This is a genomic window from Sphingopyxis lindanitolerans, assembly GCF_002993885.1.
GTDB classification, from domain to species: domain Bacteria; phylum Pseudomonadota; class Alphaproteobacteria; order Sphingomonadales; family Sphingomonadaceae; genus Sphingopyxis; species Sphingopyxis lindanitolerans.
Genome location: NZ_CM009578.1, coordinates 3746580 through 3772348 on the forward strand (window position 1 = coordinate 3746580; position 25769 = coordinate 3772348).

Below are 25769 nucleotides of genomic sequence, written 5' to 3' on the forward strand. Positions count from 1 at the left end.
TCGCGGTGGCGTCGGGAGAAAAAATGTGACACCATCGATATGGATAGTCGAAGGAAATGAGGGCCATAGGGCAAAGAGTTCAACAGGGGAGAAAGTCTATGCGAAATCCCGTCGTCGCGGCCGTCGCGGCCGCTTCGTTCGTCGCCAGCCAGCTTGCCGTTCCGGCCTTTGCCCAGACCACCTACCCCTATCCACCGCCGAGCGGATCGGCGGGATATGATCAGGGCTATGCGGGCACGATCCGCTGCGAATCCTCCGGCAACCGGCAACAGCGCTGCAAGGTGAAGACCAGCAATCGCGTCGAACTGGCCCGCGTGATCGGCGGGCGCTGCTCGAAAGGGCGCGATTGGGGTTTCGATGCCAAGCAGATCTGGGTTTCGGGCGGGTGCCGGGCGGAGTTCCGCTATGGCTATGGAGGCGAAGGCGCTCATCCGGGCGGCGATTACGCCGGGACGCTGCGCTGCGAATCGCGCAGCAATCGCTACGAACAATGCAATGCCCAGACGAACGGCCGTGTCGAATTGCTCCGCAAGCTCGGCGGCAAATGCAACGCCGGGCGGCAATGGGGGTATGACGCGGGCTTTATCTGGGTGACGAACGGGTGCCGCGCCGAATTCGGCTATGGCTATGCCAATCTCGCGCCGCTGCCGGGGCCGAAGCCCGACAAGGATAAGGGGCCGAGCACCGGCCTGATCATCGGCGGCATCGTCGTCGCGGGCGGCCTGATCGCGCTGCTCGCGAGCCAGAAAAAGAAGAAGGATGGCGGCAGCGCGCAGGAGAGCGCCCCGCCGCCGGCCACGAGCGGTCCCGCGACGCTCAGCGCGAACCTTGGCGATTTGCCGAGCGCGTCGCGCCCGTCGGTGCAGAACTGCATGACCGACGCCGCGCGGCAGATCGGCGCGACCGGCGGGACGCGGCTGTCATACGACAAGCTCGTCTCGCTCGAGCAGGGCAATGGCGGCTGGCGCATCCGCGCCGCAATGACCGCGACCTATCCCGACGGTGCGAAATCGCTCGAGATGTATTGCCGCGCGACGCCGAGGGAGATCATCCAGCTCGATTTCAACTGAGGGGGCGGTGTTCGGGGCAGGGAACGTTGGCTTTGGGATTGTGAGCTGCCATTCCAAACCTCGTCACCCTGAAACAAGTTCAGCATGACGACAAAAGGAATGTTGCCCTTCCGGTCGCAAACGGTCGTCAGCCGAGCGCCGCTTCGACCTGGTCGAGCCGGTCCTTGCCGAAGAACATCGCGTCCCCGACGAAGAAGGTCGGGATGCCGAACACGCCGCGGGCGACCGCGGCCTCGGTATTTTGGACGAGCTTCGCCTTGATGGCGGGCTCCTGCGTGCGCGCGAGCAGCGCGGGACCGTCGAAGCCATTGGCCGACAGGAACGCCGCGATGATCTCGGCATCGTCCATCTTGAGACCGTCTTCCCACATTGCGCGATTCACCACGTCGACATAATCGTCGAGCACCCCCTCATTTTCGGCGACGATCGCGCCGCGCATGATGATGAGCGTGTTCACCGGGAAATGCGGGTTGAGGCGGAATTTGGCGAGATTGTGCCGGGCGATGAAGCGCCGCATCTCCAGATGTTCATAAGCCAGTTTCGCGGGCGCGTCGGCATATTGGACCATCGGCGCCTTATTGCCGGTCGCCTTGAAGATGCCGCCGAGCAGGCACGGCGTGATGACGAGGTCGGCGCCGGTGCGATCGAGCAGTTCGGGCAGCGCCTTTAACGTCAGATAGGCGTTGGGACTGCCGAAATCGAAGATGAGTTCGAGGGTTTTTGCTGGATTTTTGGTCACCATCTCTCTCCCCAGGGGCGAAGGTCGAGTTCGTGGGTCCACGCGCTTTTGGGCTGCTGGTGGAGCATCACATAATTGGCGGCGATCGCGTGCGGATTCAGGATCAGGTCCTGCGCTTTGGCCGTGTCGAAATCGGGGTGGCGGCTTTTGATGAAGTCGGTGTCGATCGCACCGTCGATGATCGTGTGGGCGACGTGGATGCCCTGCGGGCCGAGTTCGCGCGCCATCGACTGCGCGAGCATGCGCAATGCCGCCTTGGCGCCCGAGAAGGCCGAGAAGCCCGATCCGCCGCGCAGGCTGGCGGTCGCGCCGGTGAAGATGATGGTGCCGCGGCCGCGTGGACCCATGCGTTTCGCCGCCTCGCGGCCCATCAGGAAGCCGCCCAGACACGCCATTTCCCAGACCTTGGTGTAGACGCGCACGGTCGTCTCGCTGATCGGAAAATTCACATTGGCGCCGATGTTGAACACCGCGACCTCGACCGGGCCGACTTCGACCTCGACCTGGTCGAAGAGGGCGATCATCGCGTCTTCGTCGCGGGCGTCGGCGGGGAAGGCGCGCGCGCGATGGCCGTCGTCGCGGATCGACTGGGCCAGCGTTTCGAGCGCGACGGTGTTGCGTTCGCGGCGATTGACGCAGACGGTGAGTCCTTCGGCGGCAAAGGCGCGCGCGATCGCGCCGCCGGTGGCATCGCCGGCGCCGATGATGACGGCTGCGGGTTGGGGCATGCGCGACTCTCCTCTTGCGCCCGATAGTAACTATGATAATCATAGTGACAAGATATTTCTTTTGAAGAATGGGATGAGGATGTCGGCAACCGGAATTTCGTCATTGCGCGCGCAGCGAAGCCATCCACGGCGGTCTATGCCGTTCTGGGTGGCTTCGCTGCGCGTGCGATGACGGGGGCGGGGCGTCGATCGTGCCCAAGCGCGCCGATCTGTCGGATACTTTCTGTCCCGTCGGTCGGGCCGCCGAATTGCTCGGCGACCGCGCGGTGCTGTTGATCCTGCGCGAGCTGTTCTTTGGTCGGCGGCGGTTCGAGGTCATGGCGGCGAACACCGGGCTTGGCCCGCAACTCGTCTCGGCGCGGCTCAAGCGGCTGGTCGAGGAGGGGGTGGTCGACCGCCGCGCCTATCAGGAGCGCCCGCCGCGCCACGAGTATCGCCTGACCGCGAAGGGCAGGGATCTGTTTGGCATACTTTATGCGATGCGGGGCTGGGCTGAACGCTGGGCCTATGCGCCGGGCGAGACGGGCGCGGGGCCGGCGATGCGCTATTTTCACCGGGCGTGCGGCGCCGATGTCGGGACATCGACGATCTGTCCGGGCTGCGGCGAGCCGCTCGGCTATGGCGATTTGAAAGGGGACCCATCCCCCGCGCTCAGGGCCGAGCAGGCGGCGCGGGAGGGGTAGCGAGAGTTGCGAACTTGTTCGCGACTCGCAGCGGGGTGGGCAGGATGGCGCAGCGATAACGCCCACCCCGTTGCGACTAGGACCAATCGACATTCAGCCTTCGCGGTCTGCAAATGGCGGCTTTCCGAGCTTCCGGTGCTCACGTGCAGAAAGCACGCTGCGCTCCGGGTCACGGAAAACCACCATTTTCGACTCGCCATCTTCTGAATGTCGATTGGTCCTAGGTCCGGCTTCGCCGAACCAAGTCTCACTGCCCCTCCCGCCTGCGGGAGAGGGAGGACTGGCTCATGCCTTTTCCAGCGTGCATTGCAGCGGGTGCTGGTTCTGCCGGGCGGCGTCCATCACCTGGGTGACCTTGGTCTCGGCGACTTCGTAGCTGAAGACGCCGCAGACGCCGACACCCTGTTGGTGGACGTGGAGCATCACCTGCGTCGCCCGCTCGATATCCATGTTGAAGAAGCGCTGGAGCACCATCACGACGAATTCCATCGGCGTATAGTCGTCGTTGAGCAGCAGCACCTTGTACATCGACGGCTTCTTGGGCTTCGCGCGCGTGCGCGTCGCGATGCCGACGCCGGGGGTGCCGGACGTGTCGTCATCCTTGCCCGCCATTGCGCGGACGACATGAGGGATCGAGGCGGGAAACATCATCATCGGGAATATCGCAAGCCGGGGCGGAATCGCAAGAGGGAGGGGTGGTTAATTGCCAAAAGCCCTCTCCTTCGGCGGGGAGGGTCGGGTGGGGTGCGCGCAAGTGACCGCTTTCGCAGCGAGACACTCCCTTGTGCTGCGACCAGCCGGCACGCCGTCTAGTCTCGCTGCCTCCTCCATCAAGGGGAGGGATGAGGGGAAAGCAAGAACCGCCCGCTTCCGGGGGGAAGCGAGCGGTCTTGGGTGTCGGCGCGGGCGGGAGAGGAGGGGGAAGCCCGCGCCAACGGGAAGAGGAAAGCCTTAGGCTGCCTTCATCTTCGAAGTGATGACCGACACGCGATTCGAGATCGGCGCGAAGCTGTCGTTCGTCAGCTTGACGACGAGTTCGCTGGTCTTTGAGGTCTGCGCGACAGCGGCGTCGAACGCCTTCTTGCTGTTTTCGGCGTAAAGCTTGAAGAAATCAGCCGGCGTCTTGATGGCGGTATAGCCCTTCAGCGCGGCCGACGTGTCCTCGAAGCTCTTGCGAGCGAAGGCGACGCCTTCCTGGCCGAGGGTTTCGATGCCCTTGGCGGCGATCTTGCCGGCTTCGACGAGCGCTTCGACGTTCGCCTTGTTGAATTCGACGGCTTCCTCGGCGATCTTGCTCGACTTGGCGAGGGCGTCCTTCGAACGCGCCTGGAAATCGGCGGTCAGCGCTTCGGCGCGGGTTTTGGCTTCGTCGGTGAACTTCTTGACGGTGTCGTTCATGGTCTTGAATCCTTTGGTAACGGCGGCGGCCGGCTTCGGCGCTGCCTTGAGGGGCTTGGATGCAATTTTCACGGCCGCCTTCTTGGGGGCGACCTTCTTGGCAACCGCCTTGGGGGCGGCGGCCTTTTTCGCAGCCGGCTTGGCTTTTGCCTTCACCGTCTTGATTTTCGCGGGGGTCGCAACCGGCGCCACTGCGGGAGCAGCGGTTTGGACCGGAGCGGCCGGAGTCACCACCGGCTTGGCGGCGGTTTCCAGCGTCGCGGCTTCGAAAGCCTTTTCGGCACTATCCATCTTGGTAGCCATCGGGACAACTCCTTTATGTTGCAGTGCACAATATAGGAGTGGATCGGTGATTTCAAGGAAAAATTGTGCGGTGCACAAAAATAATCGAGAGGCCGGCCCGAAAGTGGTATAAACGCCAGATATTACCGTTGTTTGACGTAGCGGCCCGGCGCGTCCTCGATCGCCTTTTTAGGGCCTTTGCCGGGAATGCGCGAGCCCTTGGTGGGCGTTTTTGCGCTATCCTGCCCCGAAATCCAGCCGATCCAGTGCGGCCACCAACTGCCCTTGGTCTCGGTGGCGCCCGCGACGAAATCGTCGAGCGTCGGGGCGCTATTGTCGCCGGTCCAATATTGATATTTGCCCGCCGCGGGCGGGTTGACCACCCCCGCGATATGGCCCGAGCCCGCGAGCAGGAAAGTCTTGGGGCCCGACAAATGGTCCATCAGCCGCCAGACGCTGGCGAGCGGCGCGATATGATCCTCGCGCCCGGCCTGGATATAGGCGGGGGTGCCGATCTTCTTGAGATCGATCGGCGTTCCCATCGCCGACAGGCTGTTCGGGATCACGAGACGATTGTCGCGGTAGAGATCGACCAGATATTGCCGGTGCCATTTCGCGGGCAGGTTGGTGACGTCGCCGTTCCAATAAAGGAGGTCGAAGGGCGGATAGTCGTTGCCCAGCAGATAATTGCTGACGACATAATTCCAGATGAGGTCGCGCCCGCGCAGGCTGTTGAACGTCGCGGCCATATAGCGGCCGTCGAGGAAGCCCGGCGCCGAGAGTTGTTGAAGCAAGTTGAGATAGCTGTCGTCGACGAACATTTTGAGATCGCCCGCCAGTTCGAAATCGACCTGCGCGGTAAAGAAGGTCACCGATTGGACCTTGGCGGCCTCGCCGCGCGCCGCCAGCATCGCGAGCGTGGCGGCGAGCGTGGTGCCCGCCACGCAATAGCCGATCGTGTGGACCGTCGGCACGTTCAGCCCTTCGCGCACCATGTCGATCGCATCGACCTGCGCCGCGATATAATCGTCCCAGACGATCTCGCTCATCGAGGCATCGGCGGATTTCCACGACACCATGAACACGGTCAGCCCCTGTTCGACCGCCCAGGCGACGAAGCTTTTCGCGGGATTGAGGTCGAGGATATAGAAACGGTTGATCCACGGCGGGAAGATGAGGAGTGGAACGGCCAGGACGTCCTTCGTCGTCGGCGCATATTGGATGAGCTGGTAAAGGTCGGTCTCGTGGATCACCTTGCCGGGGGTGGTCGCGATATTGACCCCGACCTCGAACGCATCGGGATCGACATGGCTGAGCTGCCCGCGCGACAGGTCGGTCAGCATATGCTTCAGGCCCTTGAGCAGGCTCTCGCCGCGCGTTTCGACCGCGCGGCGGATCACTTCGGGATTGGTGATCGCAAGGTTCGAGGGCGACAGCGCCTCGGCCATGCCCTTTGCCGCAAATTCCATTTTTGCGCGTGCATGGTCGTCGAGCCCCGTCATCTGGCGCGTCGTCGTCAGCAATTGATCGGCGAGCAGCCCATAGCTCTGGTGGATCAGCGCGAACACCGGGTTTTGGGTCCAGTCGGGATCGGCAAAGCGTTTGTCCCTGGGGGCATTGGCGGCGGGCGCGTCGGCGGCGGGCGCGAAGGGCGATTGCAGCGTCGCGAGCGAGGTCCAGAAAGCGGCGCCCTGTTCCCACATCTTCGACGATTGTTCGGCCCACGCCTGCGTCGTCGGATTCTGCAGCCAACGGGCGGGATCGAACAGGCCGGCGGCGGCGCTGTTGCCCTGGTTCGCCTGGCCGAGCGCATATTCGAGCATCAACTGCTGCGCGCGGCCCATCACGCTCGCCCAATGCTGCATGTCGTCGGGCGACGGCATGAAGGGATTCGGTGCCTCGGTCGCCGTGTCCTTGCCCGTGTCGTTCATGCTCGTTCCTGCTGGTCAGTGCGGATATTATGCCTATAACAAGCCGCGATGCGGCTGGCGAGGTTGCCGCTCGCGTCAATTCAGAAGCATAGGCCAAAACACATACGTAAAGGAGTTGTTCTAGTTTCCCATGTCCGAAGATGAATTCTATCGCATCAAGCGCCTGCCGCCCTATGTCATCGCTGAAGTCAATGCGATGCGTGCGGCCGCCCGCGCCGCGGGAGAGGACATCATCGACCTGGGGATGGGCAACCCCGACCTGCCGCCGCCCGCGCATGTGATCGAAAAATTGTGCGAAGTGGCGATGAAGCCCGACGCCCATGGTTATTCGCAGTCGAAGGGCATTCCGGGGCTGCGCAAGGCGCAGGCCAATTATTACGGCCGCCGTTTCAACGTCGATCTCGACCCCGAAACCGAAGTCGTCGTGACGATGGGGTCGAAGGAAGGGCTGGCGAGCCTCGCCACCGCGATCACCGGCCCCGGCGACGTCGTGCTCGCGCCGAACCCCAGCTACCCGATCCACACCTTCGGCTTCATCATCGCCGGGGCGACGATCCGCAGCGTGCCGACGACGCCGAACGAGGATTATTGGCGCGCGCTCGACCGCGCGATGGCCTTTACCGTGCCGCGCCCGTCGATCCTGGTGGTCAATTATCCGTCGAACCCGACCGCCGAAGCGGTCGATCTGGCTTTCTACGAACGCCTCGTCGCCTGGGCGAAGGAGAATAAGGTCTGGGTATTGTCGGACCTTGCCTATTCGGAGCTGTATTACGACGGCAACCCGACGCCTTCGATCCTGCAGGTGCCGGGGGCCAAGGATGTCGCGGTCGAATTCACGTCGATGTCGAAAACCTATTCGATGGCGGGGTGGCGCATGGGCTTTGCGGTCGGCAACAAAAGGCTGATCGCGGCGATGACGCGCGTCAAATCCTACCTCGATTACGGCGCCTTCACCCCGATCCAGGCGGCGGCCTGCGCGGCGCTCAACGGGCCGCAGGACATCGTCCAGCGCAACCGTGAACTCTATCAGAAGCGCCGCGACGTGATGGTCGAGAGCTTTGGCCGCGCCGGCTGGGACATTCCGAGCCCGCCCGCGTCGATGTTCGCCTGGGCACCGCTGCCGCCCGCGCTGAAAGAGATGGGCAGCCTCGAATTTTCGAAGCAGCTTTTGACCCACGCCAAGGTCGCGGTCGCGCCGGGCGTCGGCTATGGCGAGGACGGGGAAGGCTATGTCCGCATCGCGATGGTCGAGAATGAACAGCGTATACGGCAGGCGGCGCGCAACGTGCGCAAATTCCTGGCGATGCACGGCGTGAACACGCCGTCGGTCGCGGCCGGTGGCGGGGGCTGATGGCGACGTCGGCTATCGACGCCATCGCCCAGACGATTCAGCTTTCGGTCACACCGGTCTTCCTGCTGGTCGCGACCGGCAGCCTGCTCAACGTCTTTACGGGACGGCTGGCGCGCGTCGTCGATCGGTCGCGCGTGCTGATGGATCAGTGGGCGAATACCGTGGGGGCCGAGCATGACCGCATCGTCGCCGAATTGCGCGTGGTCGACCGCCGCATCGACATCATCAACAATTCGATCGCGGCGGCGGTCGCGTGCGGCATCGTCGTCTGCCTGCTTGTCGCCTTGCTGTTCACCCAGGCCTTTACCGGCCTAAACCTCAATGTCGCCGCGGCCTGGGTGTTCGTGGTCGCGACGCTGCTTCTGCTCGCGTCGCTGATTCTCTTCCTGATCGAGGTGCGGCTCGCGACTCGCATCGTCCATGTGCCGATGGAGGCGCTCGGGCTGGGGGCGGCGGGGCGACGCGAGCGGAAGCGCCGCGGTCAATAAGGCGGGGCGGCTTTCGCGCGCTGCGCCGCGGCGGCGTCGATCCACCAGGCGAGGTCGTCGGCGAAGCGCGGAAAGGCGCGGTCGAGCCGCACGCCGTCTTCCCCCGCCGGTCTGCCGTCGGTATCGAAGGCGCCGCCGATCCGCGCCAGCGATAACGCGGTCGATGTGACGACCATGCCCATCGCGCCCAGCGTCGTCCGCCACGCGGTTGCCGAGCGCACGCCCGCGAAGGGACCGGCGGAATAGGAGGCAATGGCGGCGGGACGCCACGCGAATTCGGGCAGATAATGATCGACCAGATTCTTGAGCCCCGGTTGCAGCCCGCCATTATATTCGCCGACGACGAAGACGAAGCCGTCGGCCGCCGCGATCGTCGCGGCGAGCGCGGCCATGGCGGCGGGGGCTTCGCCCGGCGGATAGTCGCTGTGCCGCCGGTCGAGGATCGGCAGGTCGACCGCTCTGGCGTCGATCAATGTCGCGTCGTCGCCGCGCGCGCGGAGCGCTTCGACGATCCAGTCGGCGAGCTTGATACCCTGCCGATCGCGGCGGTAGCTGCCATAGAAGACGAGAATGGTGCGGGCCATGACGCTCTCGTGCCACGGTGCGGCGCGGGGCGAAAGGGGGCGTGACGAATTTCGCCGTCCATGGACAAGCAGGGCCTGTTCGCTAAGCTGTCCCCCGGGAAGAGGGGGAGGGGACCGATATGCGGATCTATCGCACGCCGGACGCGCGCTTTGAGGGGCTGCCCGACTGGCCTTACGCGCCGAAATATGCCGAGATCGAAGGCGGGCTTCGCGTCCATTATGTCGACGAGGGCGCGGCCGACGCGCAGCCGGTGCTGATGCTGCACGGCGAGCCGACCTGGTCCTATCTCTATCGCCACATGATCGGACCTGCGGTCGAGGCAGGATTCCGTGTCGTTGCGCCCGACCTGATCGGCTTTGGCCGCTCCGACAAGCCGCAGGGCCGGTCGGACCACAGCTATGCCGCGCAGGTCGCGTGGATGCGGGCGTGGATCGAGGCGCTCGACCTTCGGAACATGATCCTGACCTGCCAGGATTGGGGCTCGCTGATCGGGCTGCGCCTGGTCGCCGAAATGCCCGATCGGTTCGCGGGCGTCGCGCTGGCGAACGGTGGGTTGCCCGAGGGGCAACCGGCCCCGCGCGCCTTTGCGATCTGGCGCGCCTTTTCGCGTTACAGCCCGGTCTTTCCAATCGGCAAGATCGTCAAGGCGGGGGCCAAGCGCGAGTTGAGCGCCGCCGAAATCGCCGCTTATGACGCACCCTTTCCGACCCGCGCGTCGAAGGTCGCGGCGCGGGTCTATCCGTCCTTCGTGCCGCTCGGCGACAATGTCGCGGTGCCCGACCAGAAGCGCGCCTGGGCGGCGCTCGAACGCTTCGACAAGCCGTTCCTGTGCTGCTTTTCCGACGGCGACCCGATCACGCGCGGCGGTGACGCGCTGTTCCGCGGCCGCGTGCCGGGCGCCACAGGCGTCGCGCACCGCACCTTGAAGGGCGGGCATTTCATCCAGGAGGATGACCCGGCGGGCTTTGTCGCTGCGATCCGCGATGTGGCGGCAGCAGGGCAGGGGCGCTGACCAAAGCGGCGTGCCCCCCCCTTCGCGGGGACACACGGCCCGGACAATTGGTCTGCTTTAATCGCTGAACGGATCGCGGATCAGGATCGTGTCCTCGCGTTCGGGGCTGGTCGAGACGAGCGCGATCGGGGTTTCGATCAACTCCTGCACCCGCTGGACATATTTGATCGCCTGCGCGGGCAGGTCGGCATAGCTGCGCGCGCCGGCGGTCGTTTCGTGCCAGCCGTCCATTTCCTCGTAGATCGGCTCGACCTCGGCCTGGTCGGCCGAATGCGAGGGGAAATAGTCGAGGATCTTGCCGCGCAGCCGATAGCCGGTGCAGATGCGGATGGTGTCGAAACCGTCGAGCACGTCGAGCTTGGTCAGCGCGATGCCGGTGACGCCCGATACCGCGCAGCTTTGCCGCACCAGCACCGCGTCGAACCAGCCGCAGCGGCGTTTGCGGCCGGTGACGGTGCCGAATTCATGCCCGCGTTCGCCGAGCTTTTGCCCGGTCGCGTCGTCGAGTTCGGTGGGGAAGGGGCCGCTGCCGACGCGCGTCGTATAGGCCTTGGCGATGCCGAGGACGAAGCCGACCGCGGAGGGGCCGAGGCCCGACCCCGCCGCGGCGGTGCCGCTGACCGTGTTTGAGCTGGTAACGAAGGGATAGGTGCCGTGATCGACGTCGAGCAGCACGCCTTGCGCGCCTTCGAACAGGATGCGCGCGCCCGCCTTGCGCACCTTTTTCAGGCGCTTCCACACTGGCTGGGCATATTCGAGGACATAGTCGGCGATTTCGGTGAGGTCGGCGATCAGCCGGTCGCGATCGATCGGCGGCTCGCCGAAGCCGGCGCGCAGCGCGTCGTGATGCGCGGTCAGGCGGTCGATCTGCGGGTCCAGCTTGTCGAGATGGGCAAGATCGCAAACGCGGATCGCGCGGCGCCCGACCTTGTCCTCATAGGCCGGGCCGATGCCCCGCCCGGTGGTGCCGATCTTGCCCGCGCCCGCCGCGGTCTCGCGCAGCGCGTCGAGGTCGCGGTGAAAGGGCAGGATCAGCGCGCAATTGTCGGCGATGGCGAAATTCTCGGCATTGATCGTCACGCCCTGACCGCGCAGCTTGGCGATCTCGTCGCGCAGCGCCCACGGGTCGAGGACGACGCCATTGCCGATGATCGACAGCGTCCCGGTGACGATGCCCGAGGGCAGCAGCGACAGCTTGTAAACCTGTTCGCCGACCACGAGGGTGTGACCGGCGTTGTGACCGCCCTGGAAACGGACGACTGCGTCGGCACGGCTGGCGAGCCAATCGACGATCTTGCCCTTGCCCTCGTCGCCCCATTGCGACCCGATGACGGTGACATTTGCCATGATGCTGTCCTGCTGAACGGGGCCATTTGGCCCGGCGCGGCCTTAGCGGATTTGGGCGCGGAGGCAAGGGTGATGGATGAAATTGGGGTGCGATCGAGCGATAAGCCCCTCCTCTTCAGAGGAGGGGTTTGGGGTGGTGAACGTCGGTGCAGGAGCACCACCCCGCTGCGACTAGGGCGCAAGCGCCCAAGTCTCGCTGCCCCTCCTCTGAAGAGGAGGGGTGTGATAGGGCAGCGCCATGACGAGTCCCGACGCCCCCTATCACGCCCATATCTATTATGACCTCGCCGAGCACCCTGCAGCAGCGGCGCTGCGCGAGGATTTCGGCCGCGACCCCGCGATCCTGTTCGTCGGCGCGATGACCGACGGCGGGGTCGGGCCGCATCCGATCGCGCAATATGAAGTGCATTTCCTGGGCGCATCGATTCCCGCGGTGACGGCCGCGATCGAGGCGACGGGGCTGCGTGCGCTCGTCCATCCGCTGACCGACGATGACCTTGCCGATCATACGACGCTGGCGCACTGGATTGGCGAGCCGGTCGAACTCGATGTCACCGTGCTCGATCCGCCCGGTGTTAATCAGGGCATTCCGCGTTTCGGGGTATCGGATTTCTAACCAATTCGTCATCCCGGCGAAGGCCGGGATCTCATCGTCACATTCCGACGCATCGTCGAGATCCCGGCCTTCGCCGGGATGACGATCAAAATATTAGCAGCTTAGACCTCAACCGGCCCATCGGGACCAAGACGCCAGCCGCAGCCGAGCGCGCGCGCATCGTCGCTTTCGGACAGCGCCGCCACCGTCTGCCAGTCGTCGGCACGTAGGCTCGCCGCGAGCGCGGGCTCGTGGCCGAGCGGCAGGAAGATGCGGCGGTCAGCATCGTCCTCGGCGCCAAGCCCTGCGTCGATCAGCGGATCGGGATAGAGCGAGAAACCGACCGCCGATTCTTCCTGTTCGCCGACAGGAATCGAATAGCCGCCACCGCGGCCGACCGCGTCGCCCTGACCGGGCACGAAAATCTGGAAACCGAACCAGCTTTGATAGGCGAAGCCGTGGCGTTCGGTGGGATCGAGAGTCAGCGTAACGCGGCCTCGCACCGGCGCCGCGATGGCTTCGAGCGCGTCGATCCGCGCCGCCAGGACGTCGGCGCTGTCGAAGACGCGAAGGTCGGCGATCGCCTGGTCGAACGGGCCAGTAGCGCGGAGCAGCGGCAGATAGGCCTCGGCGCCGAGGCGGACGAGCGCGCCGGCGTCCTTGGCGTCGAGCGCGTCGCGCAGGCTGGCGATGCTCGCCGCGACCGGGAGCGGGCCGCGCGCGAGCAGATCGACGACGTCGGGGAGGGTGAAATCGATGGTGACCGGGCCGATGTTCGCGGCCTCGAGCGCGTCGATCGCGACGGTCACGATCTCGCGCGCCGCGGCGACGCTGTCGCTGCCGATCAGTTCGGCGCCGACCTGGAGCATTTCGCGCGCCGGGCGAAGCTGGCTCGCGCGCAGCTTCACGACCTGCCCGGCGTAGCAGAGGCGCAGCGGGCGCGGGGCATTGGCGAGCAGCGATGTGGCGATGCGGCCGACCTGCCGCGTGATGTCGGGGCGCAGCGCGAGCGTGCGCTGCGACACCGGATCGGTGAAGCGCAGGAGGTCGCGCGCGGTGCGGTCGTCATCGCCGCCGAGCGTCTCGCGAAACTCGGCGAGCGGGGGCGATACGCGGCCATAGCCGTGCGACCGCATCGCATCGACGAGCGCGCGCGTGATGCGCGACGCCGCCTCGGCCTGTTGGGGGAGGCGGTCGCGCAGGCCTTCGGGCAGCAGGGCAGGGGCCTTGGTCATGAGGTGGCCTTAGGGTGGTCGGGGTGGGCGATCAATCAAATCTCCCCTCCCGCAAGCGGGAGGGGAACTGGTTGGCTCAGAACTTCAGCCCCTTCACCGTCTTCACGCCGGGGAGCTGGCAGAGCTGCCACAAGAGCGGTTCGGGCATCGGCGAGTCGAGGCTGAGCAACAGCACCGCCTCGCCGCCCGCGGCGCGGCGGCCGAGGTGGAAGGTGCCGATGTTGAGCCCGGCTTCGCCGAGCGCGGTGCCGATGCGGCCGATGAAGCCCGGCGCGTCCTCGTTGACGATATAGAGCATATGGCCGTCGAGATCGGCCTCGACCTTGATCCCGAACATCTCGACCAGGCGCGGGTCGCCGTTGCTGAACAAGGTGCCCGCGACCGAGCGGTCGCCGTCGCTGGTCGCGACGGTGACGCGGACGAGCGTGTGGTAATCGCCGTCGCGATCGTGGCGAACCTCGCGCACGTCGAGTCCGCGCTCGCGCGCGAGGTGGGGGGCGTTGACCATGTTCACGCTGTCCGAATATTGACGCATCAGGCCGGTCAGGACCGCAGCGGTGATCGGCTTGAGGTTCAGCTCGGCCGCTGCGCCCTCGACCTCGACCGAGATGGTGGTCAGGTTATCGTGCGCAAGCTGGCCGACGAGGCTGCCGAGCTTTTCGGCGAGACTCATATAGGGGCGCAGCTTCGGCGCTTCCTCGGCCGACAGGCTGGGGACGTTGAGCGCGTTGGTGATGCCGCCGGTGAGCAGATAGTCCGAAATCTGTTCGGCCACTTGAATGGCGACATTGACCTGCGCCTCGTCGGTCGAGGCGCCGAGGTGGGGGGTGCAGATGAAGTTCGGCGTGCTGAACAGCGGGTGATCGGCGGTCGGCGGCTCCTGCGCGAATACGTCGAGCGCCGCGCCCGCGACATGGCCGCTGTCGAGCGCGTCCTTGAGCGCCGCCTCGTCGATCAATCCGCCGCGCGCGCAGTTGATGATCCGCACGCCCTTCTTCGCCTTGGCGATATTTTCGGCCGACAGGATGTTCCGCGTCTGGTCGGTCAGCGGCGTGTGCAGCGTGATGAAGTCGGCCTTCGCCAACAGCGTGTCGAGGTCGGCCTTTTCGACGCCGAGTTCGACGGCGCGTTCGGGGGTCAGAAAGGGATCAAAGGCGACGACCTTCATGCGCAGGCCCAGCGCACGCTCGGCGACGATGCTGCCGATGTTGCCGCAACCGATCAGGCCGAGCGTCTTCGAGGTCAGCTCGACCCCCATGAAATCATTCTTCGGCCATTTGCCCGCCTGGGTCCGCGTGTTGGCTTCGGGAATCTGGCGGGCGAGCGCGAACATCATCGCGACCGCATGTTCGGCGGTGGTGATGCTGTTGCCGAAGGGGGTGTTCATCACGATGACGCCCTTCTTCGACGCCTCCGGGATATCGACATTGTCGACGCCGATCCCGGCGCGGCCGACGACCTTGAGGTTCGTCGCGGCGGCGAGGACGTCGGCGGTCACCTTGGTGGCCGAACGGATCGCGAGGCCGTCATAATCGCCGATCATCGCGATCAGTTCGTCCTTGGTCTTGCCGGTGATCTCATCGACCTGAATGCCGCGCTCCTTGAAGATCGCGGCGGCTTTGGGGTCCATCTTGTCGCTGATGAGGACTTTGGGTTGGGTCATTTCGATATTCCTTCTTTCCTGTCATTCCCGGGAAAGCGGGAACCCAGGGTGGGATCAGCCCACGCACGCTCTGGGTCCCCGCTTTCGCGGGGATGACGAAAAATGTTAGACGGTGAGAGTTTCGTAAGCCCAGTCGAGCCAGGGGCCGAGCGCTTCGATATCGGCGGTGTCGACCGTCGCACCGCACCAGATGCGCAGGCCCGGAGGCGCGTCGCGATAGCCCGCGATGTCATAGGCCGCGCCTTCGGCTTCGAGCAACCCGGCGAATTTCTTGATGAAATCCGCGTCGGCGCCCGCGACCGACAGGCAGACCGAGGTCTTCGACCGGCTGGCGGGGTCGGCGGCGAGGTGGGAGAGCCAGTCGCGTTCCGAAACGATCTTGTCGAGCGCCGCGGCATTGGCGTCGCTGCGCGCCTTGAGGCCGTTCAGACCGCCGAGCGATTTTGCCCATTCCAGCGCGAAGATCGCATCCTCGACCGCGAGCATCGACGGGGTATTGATCGTCTCGCCCTTGAACACGCCTTCGGCCAGCGCGCCCTTGCTGACAAGGCGGAACACCTTGGGCAGCGGCCAGGCGGGGGTGTGGGTTTCGAGGCGCTCGACCGCGCGAGGGCCGAGGATCAGCACGCCGTGACCGCCTTCGCCGCCGAGCACTTTCTGCCAGCTGAAGGTCGCGACGTCGATCTTGTCCCACGGCAGGTCGTAAGCGAACACCGCGCTGGTCGCGTCGGCGAAGCTCAGCCCTTCGCGGTCGGCGGCGATCCAGTCGCCGTTCGGAACGCGGACGCCGCTGGTGGTGCCGTTCCAGGTGAACAGCACGTCGTTCGACCAGTCGACCTGGGTGAGGTCGGGGAGCGCGCCGTAATCGGCGCGAATGACGGTCGGATCGAGCTTGAGTTGCTTGGCCGCGTCGGTGACCCAGCCCTCGCCGAAGCTCTCCCATGCGAGCGTCGTGACGGGGCGCTGCCCAAGCATCGTCCACATCGCCATTTCGAAGGCGCCGGTGTCGCTACCCGGAACGATGCCGATGCGGTGGGTGTCGGGAAGCTGCAGCATCTCGCGCATCAGGTCGATGCAAAGCGCGAGACGCGTCTTGCCGATCTTGGCGCGGTGCGAGCGACCCAGTGATTCGGTGGCTAGTTTTTCGGGGGACCAGACCGGCGGCTTGGCGCAGGGACCGGAGGAGAAATAGGGGCGCGCAGGGCGCAATTCGGGTGTCGGCACTTCACTCATCATAGTCTCTCCTTGCAGAGAGCTCGCGCGGCGTTGGGACCGCGTGGCCCGGCGCCGCGTTTAGGGAGAGGCGCGCAACTGTCAAACAAAATGCGCGGACCGGGCGAAATTTTCGACGAGCCGAGGTCAAAGGTTAGCGACTTGTTAACCACATCGTCGATAATTTGACGGCCATGTCGATCCCGTCTTTCCTGAAGCCCCGGATATGGGTCGCCGCGACCGCGATGCTGGCCCTATCCGCCTGTTTCGGCGCCCCCGAGGTGATGAAGCAGGGCGGCGCCAAGCGCACGGCGTCGACGACACCCCAGCGCCCGCAGATCACGGGAACGCCATCCTTCACCAGCGCCGAGGCACAGCAATGCGCCTTCGATCTCAAGCAGGCCGGGGTGCGCTTCACGCCGCTGCCCAACCAGGATCATGGCGGCGGTTGCAGCTCGATCGATTCGGTGAAGCTGCTCGACATCGGCACGCCGGTGACGAATCTGGGACCGATGACCTGCCCGCTCGCGCGCAATTTCGCGGCCTGGGCGCGCTATGCGGTGAAGCCCGCGGCGCGCCAATATTTCAAGACCGAAGTCGTGAAGATCGAGACCTATGGCACCTATAGCTGCCGCAATATCTATGGCGGCCGTTCGGGGCGGCTGTCGCAGCACGCCTCTTCGAACGCGATCGACGTCGCGGGCTTCGTGCTCGCCGACGGGCGGCGGATCATGCTCGACGGCGGGTGGCACGGCGACAAGGCGTCGCAGGATTTTCTCCGCGCGCTTCACAAATCGGCGTGCCGCCGCTTCGGCACAGTGCTCAGCCCCGATTATAACGCGGCGCATTACAATCACTTCCACCTCGATATGAGCGGGAACGGTTACTGCCGCTGACGTTCCTTCCCCCCATGGAGGGGGAGCCGTCTTGGCAAAGTCACGCGAAACGGCTAGCCGCTCGCTAATGGCAAAAGACAAACAACCCCATCGTTCGCGTTTCCACAAGGCAAAGGACGACGCGCAGTTCGCCCAGCAAGCGACGACCACCCCGCAGACCGCCGACCCGGCCTATAAGCTCGCCTTTCAGGACAATGAGTTCCTGCTGCGCGAGGATCTGCGCCCGGTGCGCTTTCAGCTCGAGCTGCTCAAGCCCGAGTTGCTGCTCGACGAAGCGAAGATCGAATCGACATTGGTCATCTATGGCTCGGCGCGCATTCCCGAGCCCGAGGCGGCCAACGGGCTCGAGACCGCGGCGACCGACGATGTCCAGCGCAACATCGCCCGCCACCTCAAGGCCAAGGCCAAATATTATGACGAGGCACGCAAGCTTGCCCGGCTCGCGAGCCAGGTGCCGTGCGACGAGGATGGCTGCCGCCATTTCGTCGTCTGCTCGGGTGGCGGCCCGTCGATCATGGAGGCCGCGAACCGCGGCGCCGCCGACGAGGATCGCGAATCGATCGGCCTCAACATCGTGCTGCCGCATGAGCAGGCGCCGAACCGCTATGTGACCCCGTCGCTGAGCTTTCAGTTCCACTATTTCGCGCTTCGCAAGATGCACTTCCTGCTCCGCGCGCGCGCGGTCGCGGTCTTTCCGGGCGGTTTCGGCACCTTCGACGAGATGTTCGAGCTGTTGACGCTGATTCAGACCGGCAAGATCAAGCCGATCCCGATCGTGCTGTTCGGCAAGGCGTTCTGGAACCGCGTCGTCAATTTCGAAGCGCTGGTCGAGGAAGGCGTCGTCAGCGCCCGCGACCTGGGCCTGTTCCAGTTCGTCGAGACCGCGGAGGAGGCCTGGGGGATCATCCAGGATTTCTACGCGAACAGCGAGCAGCATTGATGGCTATCGCGCCCGCGTAGGCGGGGTCGATGGGTTATTTCTGCGCTTTCAGATACAGGATCAGCGCCTTGCGGTCGGCGGCGTCGATGATGCCGGCGAAGGCCATACGGGTGCCGGGAAGCGCCTTCATCGGTGCGGTGAGGAAATGGTCCAGCGCGGACTCGTCCCAAACGCCGCCCTTGGCCTTCATCGCCCCCGAATAGGAAAAGCCCGCGTGCGATGCGACCGCGCGGCCGACGATGCCGTGGAGGTTCGGGCCGATGCCGTTGGCGCCGCCCGAATCGATCGTATGGCAGGCGGCGCAGCGCTTGAACACTTGTTCGCCCATTGCGGCGGTCGGTTCGATCGTCGGCGCCGGAGTCTCGGCGACTGGCATGTCTCCGGCGGCAGGTTCGGCCGGTTGTTCGGCCTTGCCGCAGCCGACGAGCATCAGCGCGCCCGCCAAGATGACGGGCGTGAGGCGCATTATTTCTTGGCTTCGGCCGGAGCCGGGGCCGCGCCTTCGGCGGCGGGCGCAGCGGCGCCTTCTTCGGCAGCCGGAGCGGCCGCCTTGTCGCCTTCGGCCGGAGCGGCGGCGTCACCCGCGGGCGCAGCCTCGGGCTTCGGCAGCGGCAGGTTCGAACCCTGCGCGTTGAGATAGACGATCAAATTGGCGCGATCTTCGGGGCTCGACAGGCCGGCGAACGACATCTTGGTGCCGGCCGCGAACTTGCGCGGGCTGGTCAGCCAATGGTCCATCTTGTCGAAGTCCCAGTTGCCGCCGACATTCTTGAGCGCGTCGGAGAAGGCGAAGCCCGCCTTGCCCTGGCCGATCGCTTCACCCATCGTGCCATAAAGATTGGGACCGATGCCGTTGGCGCCGCCCGAATTGATCGTGTGACATGCGGCGCATTTGGCGAACACCGTCTCGCCCTTCGCGGCGTCGGCCGCGGCGAGCAGGTTGGGAAGCGGAACGGCCGCCGCCGCGCCGCCGCCGCCGCTCGCCGTATCCTCGATCGGAAAGCCCGGCTTTTCGGGATTATGGCTGGCGAACAACATGCCCGAGCCGATGGTCAGGCCCAGCGCGCAGATACCGGCGAACAGCACCCAGCCGGCAATAGTGTTGTTGCGATTGTCCATGCTTGCAGCCCCGTTCGCTAACGCCCGCCCATGGGCGCATCTATGATTTGGACGCTCCCTTACTGGGGCCAGGAGCGCGGCGCAAGGGGATGAAATGCGAAGCCGCGCCGGTTGCGTGCGAAGGGCGCTGCCGCTATGCGCCGCGGTTCTGGCGCGGGAAGGCGATCATGGGCAGTTATTCGGCTTCGGCACAAGCATTGGTGGACGGCATGAAGGCGGCGGCGCTCGCCGATCCGGCGCGCGGCCTGGCCTTTCAGGGCGCCCCCGGCGCGAACAGCGACCTTGCCGCGCGCGAATATGACGCGAACTCGCTGCCACTGCCCTGCTATTCGTTCGAGGACGCGATCGACGCGGTGCGCGATGGCCGCGTCGACCGCGCGATCATCCCGATCGAGAACAGCCTGCACGGCCGCGTCGCCGACATCCATTTCCTGCTCCCCGAATCCGGCCTTTATATCGTCGGCGAGCATTTCCTGCCGATCCGCTATGGCCTGATGAGCCGCGACCTCGGCCCCGTCACCCGCGCGATGAGCCACGAACAGGCGCTCGGCCAGTGCCGCCTGTGGCTGCGCGCGAACAATATCTCGCCGGTTGCGCACAGCGACACCGCGGGCGCGGCCGCGTGGGTCGCCGATAGCGACGAGGTCGGCCTGGCGGCACTTGCGCCGCCGCACGCGGCCAAGCTTTACGGGCTGACGCTGCACGGCACCGGCATGGAAGACGCCGACCATAATATGACCCGCTTCGTCGTCCTCGCGCGCGAACCCATGGCCGATTTCAGCGAAATCGACGCGCTGATGACGACCTTCGTCTTCGAGGTGAAGAATATCCCCGCCGCGCTCTACAAGGCGCTCGGCGGCTTTGCGACCAACGGCGTCAACATGACCAAGCTCGAAAGCTATCAGGTCGGCGGCAGCTTTGCGGCGACCAAATTCTATGCCGACATCGTCGGCGCGCCCGGCGACGAACGTGTCGACCGCGCGCTCGAAGAGCTGGATTTCCAGACCAAGTCGCTGTCGCTGCTCGGCACCTATCCGCAGGCGCGGCTGCGGCCCTAACGCCCGCGTCGGCGGAGCATGTGCGCCATGGCGTAGCTCTGGACGACGAAGATCGTCACGAGGATGCTCGAGACGACGAGCGCGAACAGATCGAAGGGCGAGAAATTGGTTCCGCCGATGTCGCCCGGACCGACGAGGGCCATGGTGACGGTCATCGCCATCAGCATCAGGCGAAGCTCGGTCGGCCCGCCCGCCATGTAGGAAAGGCGGAATTCGCCGACGACTTTCGCGGCGAGGAAAGTGTGGATCGACAGCAGGAAATAGCCGATCACCGCCATCAGTGCGACGTCGAGCCGCATATAAGGGCTGGCGCCGATCGCTCCGACCATCAGCAGCGTCCCGACCGCGTCGATGCTGTGATCGACGAAATAGCCATAGCTCGGCCGCTCGATCCGCCGCCAGCGCGCGAGGCTGCCGTCCAGCGAGTCGCCGAACCAGTTGACGATATAACCGACAAGGCAAAGCCCCAGCCATTCGTCGTCGATCCAGCTCAGCATATAGCCAGCGGCGACGATGACCGCGCCGAGGAAACCGAGCGCGGTGAGCTGGTCGGGAGTGGCCCAGGCGGGCAGGCGGGGGCAAATCCAGTTGAGCAGGCGGCGTTCGTGGCGCGCGAGGAAATTTTGCTGAATGCGGGTCGGCGCGCCGGCCGCCGGGGGGATCGTCATGAAAGCCTTTCGTCGCCGCTGTCGCAAAAGTGCCGGCGGGATGTCATGGCGCTGTCATAGACCAAAGGTGCGGAGCCGCAAAGACCACCTGCCGCCGATCGCGCATCGTGGCGACGGCTTGCGGCCAAAGTGGCGCGTTTCGGCGATTGGCAGTCCCGGCGCGGCCCGATAGTCTGCACCGCGAATGAAGAGGGACTCTGGGGGACGGAGCATGGCGGACGTTTCGATGGCGCAGATCGCGCGGCGCGGAGTCGGCGGGTTGTTCGACGCGCGAGGGCGCGACGACCGGATGCAATATTGGCTTTTCCTGATCCTTGTTTTCGGCCCCCTCGTCGTTCTGCAATTCATCATCCAGTTCGCCCTGACCATCCCGCCGCTTGATCTGGTCATGGCGACCCGTCCGGGGGTTCCGGCGGCCGGCGCGCCATTCCTGCAGCATCAGTTTCGCGCGATGGTGACCGTGACCTATGCGAGCCTCGGGCTCCATCTGCTCGGCGCATTGCTGCTGCTGACCGCGACGGCGCGGCGCCTGCACGATCGTGGCCGCGGGGGCTGGTGGGCGCTGGCTTTGCCGGGAGCGGTGTTCGCGACCGGGCTGGGGCAAGCGCGGCGCATGGCGGAGATGGCGGAACGGATGCCGCAAATCCTGGCCGAGATCGAGAAGAAGGTTCGGCCCGATTTCGCCGACCTCTTGTCCTTCCCGGCGAAGATGCAGGCGTCGGCCGAGCCCGACTGGCCCTCCGTCCTTGGCGGGCTGATCCTGCTCTGGCTCGTCATCGAACTGGTGCGCGCGGGGACCGCGGGGCCGAACCGCTATGGGCCGCCGCAGCGCTGATCCCCTATTCCTGCCAGGGGCCGATTTCGCCGACTTCGCCGATCATGCGGAAGCGGACGCCGTCATCGACCCACGCGACCTCCCACATCGGCGCCGGCCGCCCCCATTCGCCGATCACGAACAGCGGCAGCCTGTTCGCGGCGACGAAGGCAAGGTCGTCGGCGGTGGGGCCGGGAACGACCGTTTCCGAGCGCTGGTGCAGCCGCACGACGGCAAGCGTACCCTTTGGCGGCGCGGGCAGCGACTGGCGCACCGGAAAGCCGAGGCTCGCCGTGACGACGGGATAGCCCTTGCCGTCACGGCCGAGCAGCAACAGCTTGTCGGCGCTGGCATAGGGGCCGCCGACCGGGCGTCCCGCGACCTTGCGCCCCGCGACCGCGGCATATTCGCGCACGTCGGTATCGGCGATCGCGGGGGGCGCGATTTCGGTTTCGGCCGTTGGCGCGGGAGCGGGCGCGACCGGATCGGCGGCGAGCGCCGCCGCGAGCAGCAGCGCCGCGATCAATGCGCTTCGCCCCAGCTCTTGCCGATGCCGACCTCGACTTCGAGCGCGACCGACAGCGTCAGCGCCGGTTCGGCGGCCCCCGCCATCACCCGGCGGATGACCTCGCCCGCGGCTTTCGCCTTGTCTTCGGGCGCTTCGAAGACGAGTTCGTCGTGGACCTGGAGCAGCATCCTGACATCGCCGAGCCCGGCATCGTCGAGCGCTTTGGGCATCCGCGCCATCGCGCGCTTGATGAGGTCGGCGCTGGTGCCCTGGATCGGGGCGTTGATCGCGGCGCGTTCGCTGCCGGCGCGCTCGTTCTGGCTCGCCGCCTTGATGCGCGGAAACCAGGTTTTTCGTCCGAACAGCGTCTCGGTATAGCCGCGCGCGCGCACCGTCTCGAGCGTGTCGGTGATATAGTCGCTGATGCCGGGAAAGCGCTCGAAGTAGCGACTGATCAGCGCCTGCGCCTCATCGGGCGTCACTTCGAGGCGGCCGGCAAGACCCCAGCGCGAAATGCCGTAGAGGATCGAGAAATTCACCGTCTTTGCCTTGCCGCGCGTGTCGCGGTTGACCTCGCCGAACAATTCGATCGCGGTCGCGGCGTGAATATCCTGACCCTGCGCGAACGCCTGTTTGAGTTCGGGAACGTCGGCCATATGCGCCGCGAGGCGGAGTTCGATCTGGCTATAGTCGGCGGCGATCAGCACATGGCCGGGCGCGGCGATGAAGGCGTCGCGAATCTGGCGGCCGGTTTCGGTGCGGATCGGGATATTCTGCAAATTCGGATCGGTCGACGACAGTCGCCCGGTCTGCGCGCCGACGAGGCTGTAGCTGGTGTGGACGCGGCCGGTCTTGGCATTGATCTGTTGCTGCAAGGCGTCGGTGTAGGTCGACTTGAGCTTGGCGAGCTGACGCCATTCCAAAATCTTGCGCGCGATCGGCACGCCGTCGCGTTCGAGGCGTTCGAGTTCGTTCTGGTCGGTCGACCAGTCGCCCGATTTGCCCTTGCGGCCACCCTTCAACCCCAGCTTGTCGAACAGGATTTCGCCGAGTTGTTTCGGGCTGCCGATCGCGAAGGGCTGGCCTGCCAGTGCATGAATCTCGCCCTCCATCCGCAGCATCTCGCCCGCAAATTCGCCCGACAGCCGCGCGAGATAGTCGCGGTTCACCATGATGCCTGCGCGTTCCATTCGCTCGACGACCGCCGCCAGCGGGCGATCGACCATCTCGTAGACGCGCGTCCCGCCTTCGATAGGTAGCCGCAGTTTGAGCAGCTTCCAGAGCCGCCACGCGACTTCGGCATCTTCGGCGGCATATTCGGTGGCGCGGTCGAGTTGCACCTCGGCAAAGCTGATCTGCGCCTTGCCGGTGCCGCACATCTCCTTGAAGGTCAGGCAGACATGGTCGAGGTGGAGCTTTGCCAGTTCGTCGAGCCCGTGCTGATGCTTGCCCGCGTCGAGCGCGAAGCTCATCACCAACGTGTCGTCATAGGGCGCGATGGTCAGCCCGTGCTGCGCGAGCACGCCGATGTCATATTTGAGATTATGCCCGACCTTGAGCACCGCATCGTCGGAGAACAGCGGCGCGAGCCGGTCGAGCGCGTCGCGCATCGGAATCTGCTCTGGCTTTTCGGCGAACATGTCGGTGCCGCCGTGGCCGAGCGGGATGTAGCAGGCCTGGCCTGCGCCGGTCGACAGGCTGACCCCGACGAGGTCGCCGGTGACGCTGTCGAGGCTCGCGGTTTCGGTATCGACCGCGACGACATGCGCGGTGCGCGCCGCCTCGATCCAGCGGTCGAGTGCTTCGATCGTCGTCACCGTTTCGTAGAGTGATCGGTCGATCGGCGGCATCGCGGGCAGCGTCGGTGTCGAGGGCGCAGCGGGCGCTGCGGTCGGGGCGGCGCCGGGACGCGGCAGCGTCGGCGGGCCGCCGGGTGTCACGCCGCCGTCGAGCTTTGCCGACAGCGAGCGAAAACCATGCTCGTCGAGGAACAGCTTGAGCGGTGCGGGTGGAATCGCGCCGAGTTTCAGCGTGTCGAGCGCATCGGGCAGCGCGATATCGCGTTTCAGGTCGACCAGGACGCGCGACAATTCGGCCATCGCGCGATGCTCGATCAGATTGTCGCGCAGCTTGCTGGCCTTCATCGTCTCGGCGCCGTCGAGCGCGGCGGTCAGATTGCCATATTCCTGGATGAGCTTGGTCGCGGTCTTCGGCCCGACCCCGCGCACGCCGGGGACATTGTCGACGCTGTCGCCCATCAGCGCGAGCACGTCGCCGACGAGATCGGGGGTGACCCCGAATTTCTCGTTCACCGCCTCCAGCCCCATGCGGACATTCTTCATCGTGTCGAGCATATCGACCTGCGGCGCGTCGCCCGCCGGCTCGCGGATGAGCTGCATCAGATCCTTGTCGGACGAGACAATCGTGACGTCCCAGCCTTCGCGCACCGCGGCCTCGGCATAGCTTGCGATCAGATCGTCGGCCTCGAACCCTTCCATCTCGATGCACGGCAGGGAAAAGGCGCGCGTCGCGTCGCGGATCAGCGGGAATTGCGGGCGCAGATCCTCGGGCGGCTCGGGCCGATTCGCCTTATATTGATCATAGATGTCGTTGCGGAACGAGTGGCTGCTATGGTCGAGGATGACGGCGAGGTGCGTCGGCCCGTCGGCATCGTGCAGATCCTTCGCCAGCTTCCAGAGCATGGTGGTATAGCCATAGACCGCGCCGACGGGCACCCCGTTCGGGTTCGTCAGCGGCGGCAGGCGGTGGTAGGCGCGGAAGATGTAGCTGGAGCCATCGACCAGATAGAGATGATTCTTCTCGGACATGGGGCGGGGTGTAGCAGGGCGCCGCCGCGCTAGCGATAGGCGATGGACAGCTTTGCGGCGGCGGTCATCGGGGCCAGTCGGCGGTGTCGTGATCGGGGTGTTGATGGTTGCTCGCGGCGATCCGTTCGGCGGCGCCGGGCATCGTCTCTTCGGTCGTACCGTCCTGTGGAAGCGCGACGATGGTGTCGAACCAGGGCATCCGGCCCTCGATGCCGAACTGCATCTTGGGCGGAAAACGTGCCGGATCGTCGAGCGAGCCGGTCGTGACGCTCAGGTGCTCGCTCTCCAGATAGTCGTAATAGAGCGGTGTCCCGCATGTCGAACAAAAGCCGCGCTCGACCGGATCGGAGCTTTTGAAGACCGCGGGCGCGCCGCGCGTCCAGGTCAATGCGTCGCGCGGGATGCCGACCAGCGCCGCGAAATAACTCCCCGCCGCCTTCTGGCACATGCGGCAATGGCAGATGTGCGAGGTGTCGAGCATCGCGGTCGCCCGATAGCGCACCGCGCCGCACTGACAGCCGCCCGAGGCCTGGGTTTCGATCCTGTTCTGAGTGGAACTCATGACAACCCCGCCAACCCGTTGGGGCGAAGCGCCCGCGTGATCAGAGCGAGAGCTTCG

At 65.6% G+C, this 25769-nt stretch carries 26 protein-coding genes; 10 read left to right on the forward strand and 16 right to left on the reverse strand.

Translation table 11 applies throughout. From position 1 onward, the window contains the following. The first annotated feature begins 98 nt into the window (after nt 1–98). Nucleotides 99–1070 (forward strand): DUF3011 domain-containing protein, encoded by a 972-nt coding sequence (locus CVO77_RS17715; protein WP_158258121.1) that lies wholly within the window; start codon nt 99–101, stop codon nt 1068–1070. 127 nt (nt 1071–1197) lie between these two features. On the opposite strand, the gene CVO77_RS17720 is transcribed toward CVO77_RS17715, so the two are convergent. Then, the gene (locus CVO77_RS17720; protein ID WP_420822521.1) at nt 1198–1809 is read right to left on the reverse strand and encodes a 2-hydroxychromene-2-carboxylate isomerase; all 612 of its coding nucleotides are present in this window, start codon (nt 1807–1809) and stop codon (nt 1198–1200) included. After that, on the reverse strand, nt 1806–2537 hold the full coding sequence (locus CVO77_RS17725) for an SDR family NAD(P)-dependent oxidoreductase (protein WP_106000194.1): 732 nt from the start codon (nt 2535–2537) through the stop codon (nt 1806–1808). The genes CVO77_RS17720 and CVO77_RS17725 overlap by 4 nt, the downstream gene beginning before the upstream one ends. 191 nt (nt 2538–2728) lie before the next feature. Here CVO77_RS17725 and CVO77_RS17730 point away from each other — a divergent pair, with 191 nt between their 5' ends. Beyond that, entirely contained in the window at nt 2729–3220 is a 492-nt protein-coding gene (locus tag CVO77_RS17730; RefSeq protein WP_106000195.1) for a winged helix-turn-helix transcriptional regulator, read from the forward strand. Nucleotides 3221–3505: 285 nt separating this feature from the next. Here CVO77_RS17730 and clpS read toward each other — a convergent pair whose 3' ends face one another. The 3 genes from clpS to CVO77_RS17745 all read right to left on the reverse strand — a co-directional run bounded on the left by clpS (nt 3506) and on the right by CVO77_RS17745 (nt 6831). Continuing rightward, complete coding sequence (gene clpS, locus CVO77_RS17735; RefSeq protein ID WP_106000930.1) at nt 3506–3871, reverse strand: ATP-dependent Clp protease adapter ClpS; 366 nt, start codon at nt 3869–3871, stop codon at nt 3506–3508. Nucleotides 3872–4171: 300 nt separating this feature from the next. After that, on the reverse strand, nt 4172–4921 hold the full coding sequence (locus CVO77_RS17740) for a phasin family protein (RefSeq protein WP_106000196.1): 750 nt from the start codon (nt 4919–4921) through the stop codon (nt 4172–4174). 122 nt (nt 4922–5043) lie between these two features. Next, nucleotides 5044–6831 carry a PHA/PHB synthase family protein gene (locus tag CVO77_RS17745; RefSeq protein WP_106000197.1) on the reverse strand — a complete coding sequence of 596 codons (1788 nt, stop codon included), beginning with the start codon at nt 6829–6831 and terminating at the stop codon, nt 5044–5046. Between the two features lie 130 nt (nt 6832–6961). Here CVO77_RS17745 and CVO77_RS17750 point away from each other — a divergent pair, with 130 nt between their 5' ends. Further along, nucleotides 6962–8182 carry an LL-diaminopimelate aminotransferase gene (locus tag CVO77_RS17750; protein WP_106000198.1) on the forward strand — a complete coding sequence of 407 codons (1221 nt, stop codon included), beginning with the start codon at nt 6962–6964 and terminating at the stop codon, nt 8180–8182. Next, nucleotides 8182–8670 carry a DUF2721 domain-containing protein gene (locus CVO77_RS17755; RefSeq protein WP_106000199.1) on the forward strand — a complete coding sequence of 163 codons (489 nt, stop codon included), beginning with the start codon at nt 8182–8184 and terminating at the stop codon, nt 8668–8670. The genes CVO77_RS17750 and CVO77_RS17755 overlap by 1 nt, the downstream gene beginning before the upstream one ends. On the opposite strand, the gene CVO77_RS17760 is transcribed toward CVO77_RS17755, so the two are convergent. Continuing rightward, on the reverse strand, nt 8664–9254 hold the full coding sequence (locus tag CVO77_RS17760) for an NADPH-dependent FMN reductase (protein ID WP_106000200.1): 591 nt from the start codon (nt 9252–9254) through the stop codon (nt 8664–8666). The two genes, CVO77_RS17755 and CVO77_RS17760, sit on opposite strands and share 7 nt — an antisense overlap. Before the next feature lie 119 nt (nt 9255–9373). Between CVO77_RS17760 and CVO77_RS17765 the strand changes: the two genes are divergently transcribed. Next, complete coding sequence (locus CVO77_RS17765; protein WP_106000201.1) at nt 9374–10267, forward strand: haloalkane dehalogenase; 894 nt, start codon at nt 9374–9376, stop codon at nt 10265–10267. A 57-nt stretch (nt 10268–10324) separates the two neighbouring features. Here the strand turns inward: CVO77_RS17765 and CVO77_RS17770 are convergent, their stop codons facing one another. Next, on the reverse strand, nt 10325–11614 hold the full coding sequence (locus tag CVO77_RS17770; RefSeq protein WP_106000202.1) for an adenylosuccinate synthase: 1290 nt from the start codon (nt 11612–11614) through the stop codon (nt 10325–10327). Between the two features lie 238 nt (nt 11615–11852). Here CVO77_RS17770 and CVO77_RS17775 point away from each other — a divergent pair, with 238 nt between their 5' ends. Then, nucleotides 11853–12230: a DOPA 4,5-dioxygenase family protein gene (locus CVO77_RS17775; protein ID WP_106000203.1), complete on the forward strand. Its 378-nt coding sequence runs from the start codon at nt 11853–11855 to the stop codon at nt 12228–12230. A 101-nt stretch (nt 12231–12331) separates the two neighbouring features. Here CVO77_RS17775 and CVO77_RS17780 read toward each other — a convergent pair whose 3' ends face one another. From CVO77_RS17780 to CVO77_RS17790, 3 genes are all read right to left on the reverse strand, one after another. Continuing rightward, nucleotides 12332–13444, reverse strand: coding sequence for an ATP phosphoribosyltransferase regulatory subunit (locus CVO77_RS17780; protein WP_106000204.1), 1113 nt, complete (start codon nt 13442–13444; stop codon nt 12332–12334). Nucleotides 13445–13520: 76 nt separating this feature from the next. Further along, a complete protein-coding gene (gene serA, locus CVO77_RS17785) occupies nt 13521–15107 on the reverse strand; it encodes a phosphoglycerate dehydrogenase (protein ID WP_106000205.1) in 1587 nt (528 codons plus the stop codon). A 105-nt stretch (nt 15108–15212) separates the two neighbouring features. Beyond that, nucleotides 15213–16340, reverse strand: coding sequence for a phosphoserine transaminase (locus tag CVO77_RS17790; protein WP_106000931.1), 1128 nt, complete (start codon nt 16338–16340; stop codon nt 15213–15215). Nucleotides 16341–16513: 173 nt separating this feature from the next. On the opposite strand from CVO77_RS17790, the gene CVO77_RS17795 reads away from it, so the two are divergent. Together CVO77_RS17795 and CVO77_RS17800 are read left to right on the forward strand one after the other, a co-directional pair. Beyond that, nucleotides 16514–17215, forward strand: coding sequence for an extensin family protein (locus CVO77_RS17795; protein WP_106000206.1), 702 nt, complete (start codon nt 16514–16516; stop codon nt 17213–17215). A 67-nt stretch (nt 17216–17282) separates the two neighbouring features. Then, nucleotides 17283–18155: an LOG family protein gene (locus CVO77_RS17800; RefSeq protein ID WP_106000207.1), complete on the forward strand. Its 873-nt coding sequence runs from the start codon at nt 17283–17285 to the stop codon at nt 18153–18155. A 34-nt stretch (nt 18156–18189) separates the two neighbouring features. On the opposite strand, the gene CVO77_RS17805 is transcribed toward CVO77_RS17800, so the two are convergent. Both CVO77_RS17805 and CVO77_RS17810 read right to left on the reverse strand, forming a co-directional pair. Continuing rightward, on the reverse strand, nt 18190–18621 hold the full coding sequence (locus tag CVO77_RS17805) for a c-type cytochrome (protein WP_106000208.1): 432 nt from the start codon (nt 18619–18621) through the stop codon (nt 18190–18192). Beyond that, on the reverse strand, nt 18621–19274 hold the full coding sequence (locus CVO77_RS17810; protein ID WP_106000209.1) for a c-type cytochrome: 654 nt from the start codon (nt 19272–19274) through the stop codon (nt 18621–18623). Before CVO77_RS17810 ends, CVO77_RS17805 begins: the two co-directional genes overlap by 1 nt. 167 nt (nt 19275–19441) lie before the next feature. On the opposite strand from CVO77_RS17810, the gene CVO77_RS17815 reads away from it, so the two are divergent. After that, nucleotides 19442–20332 (forward strand): prephenate dehydratase, encoded by an 891-nt coding sequence (locus CVO77_RS17815; protein ID WP_106000932.1) that lies wholly within the window; start codon nt 19442–19444, stop codon nt 20330–20332. Here CVO77_RS17815 and CVO77_RS17820 read toward each other — a convergent pair. Beyond that, a complete protein-coding gene (locus tag CVO77_RS17820) occupies nt 20329–21000 on the reverse strand; it encodes a CDP-alcohol phosphatidyltransferase family protein (RefSeq protein ID WP_106000210.1) in 672 nt (223 codons plus the stop codon). The genes CVO77_RS17815 and CVO77_RS17820 overlap by 4 nt on opposite strands. Before the next feature lie 211 nt (nt 21001–21211). Here CVO77_RS17820 and CVO77_RS17825 point away from each other — a divergent pair, with 211 nt between their 5' ends. After that, a complete protein-coding gene (locus CVO77_RS17825; RefSeq protein WP_158258122.1) occupies nt 21212–21835 on the forward strand; it encodes a DUF805 domain-containing protein in 624 nt (207 codons plus the stop codon). Between the two features lie 4 nt (nt 21836–21839). Here the strand turns inward: CVO77_RS17825 and CVO77_RS17830 are convergent, their stop codons facing one another. From CVO77_RS17830 to CVO77_RS17840, 3 genes are all read right to left on the reverse strand, one after another. After that, on the reverse strand, nt 21840–22340 hold the full coding sequence (locus CVO77_RS17830; RefSeq protein ID WP_106000212.1) for a hypothetical protein: 501 nt from the start codon (nt 22338–22340) through the stop codon (nt 21840–21842). Continuing rightward, the gene (polA, locus tag CVO77_RS17835) at nt 22337–25150 is read right to left on the reverse strand and encodes a DNA polymerase I (RefSeq protein WP_106000213.1); all 2814 of its coding nucleotides are present in this window, start codon (nt 25148–25150) and stop codon (nt 22337–22339) included. Before polA ends, CVO77_RS17830 begins: the two co-directional genes overlap by 4 nt. Before the next feature lie 64 nt (nt 25151–25214). Beyond that, entirely contained in the window at nt 25215–25712 is a 498-nt protein-coding gene (locus CVO77_RS17840; RefSeq protein WP_106000214.1) for a GFA family protein, read from the reverse strand. Nucleotides 25713–25769 lie beyond the last annotated feature (57 nt).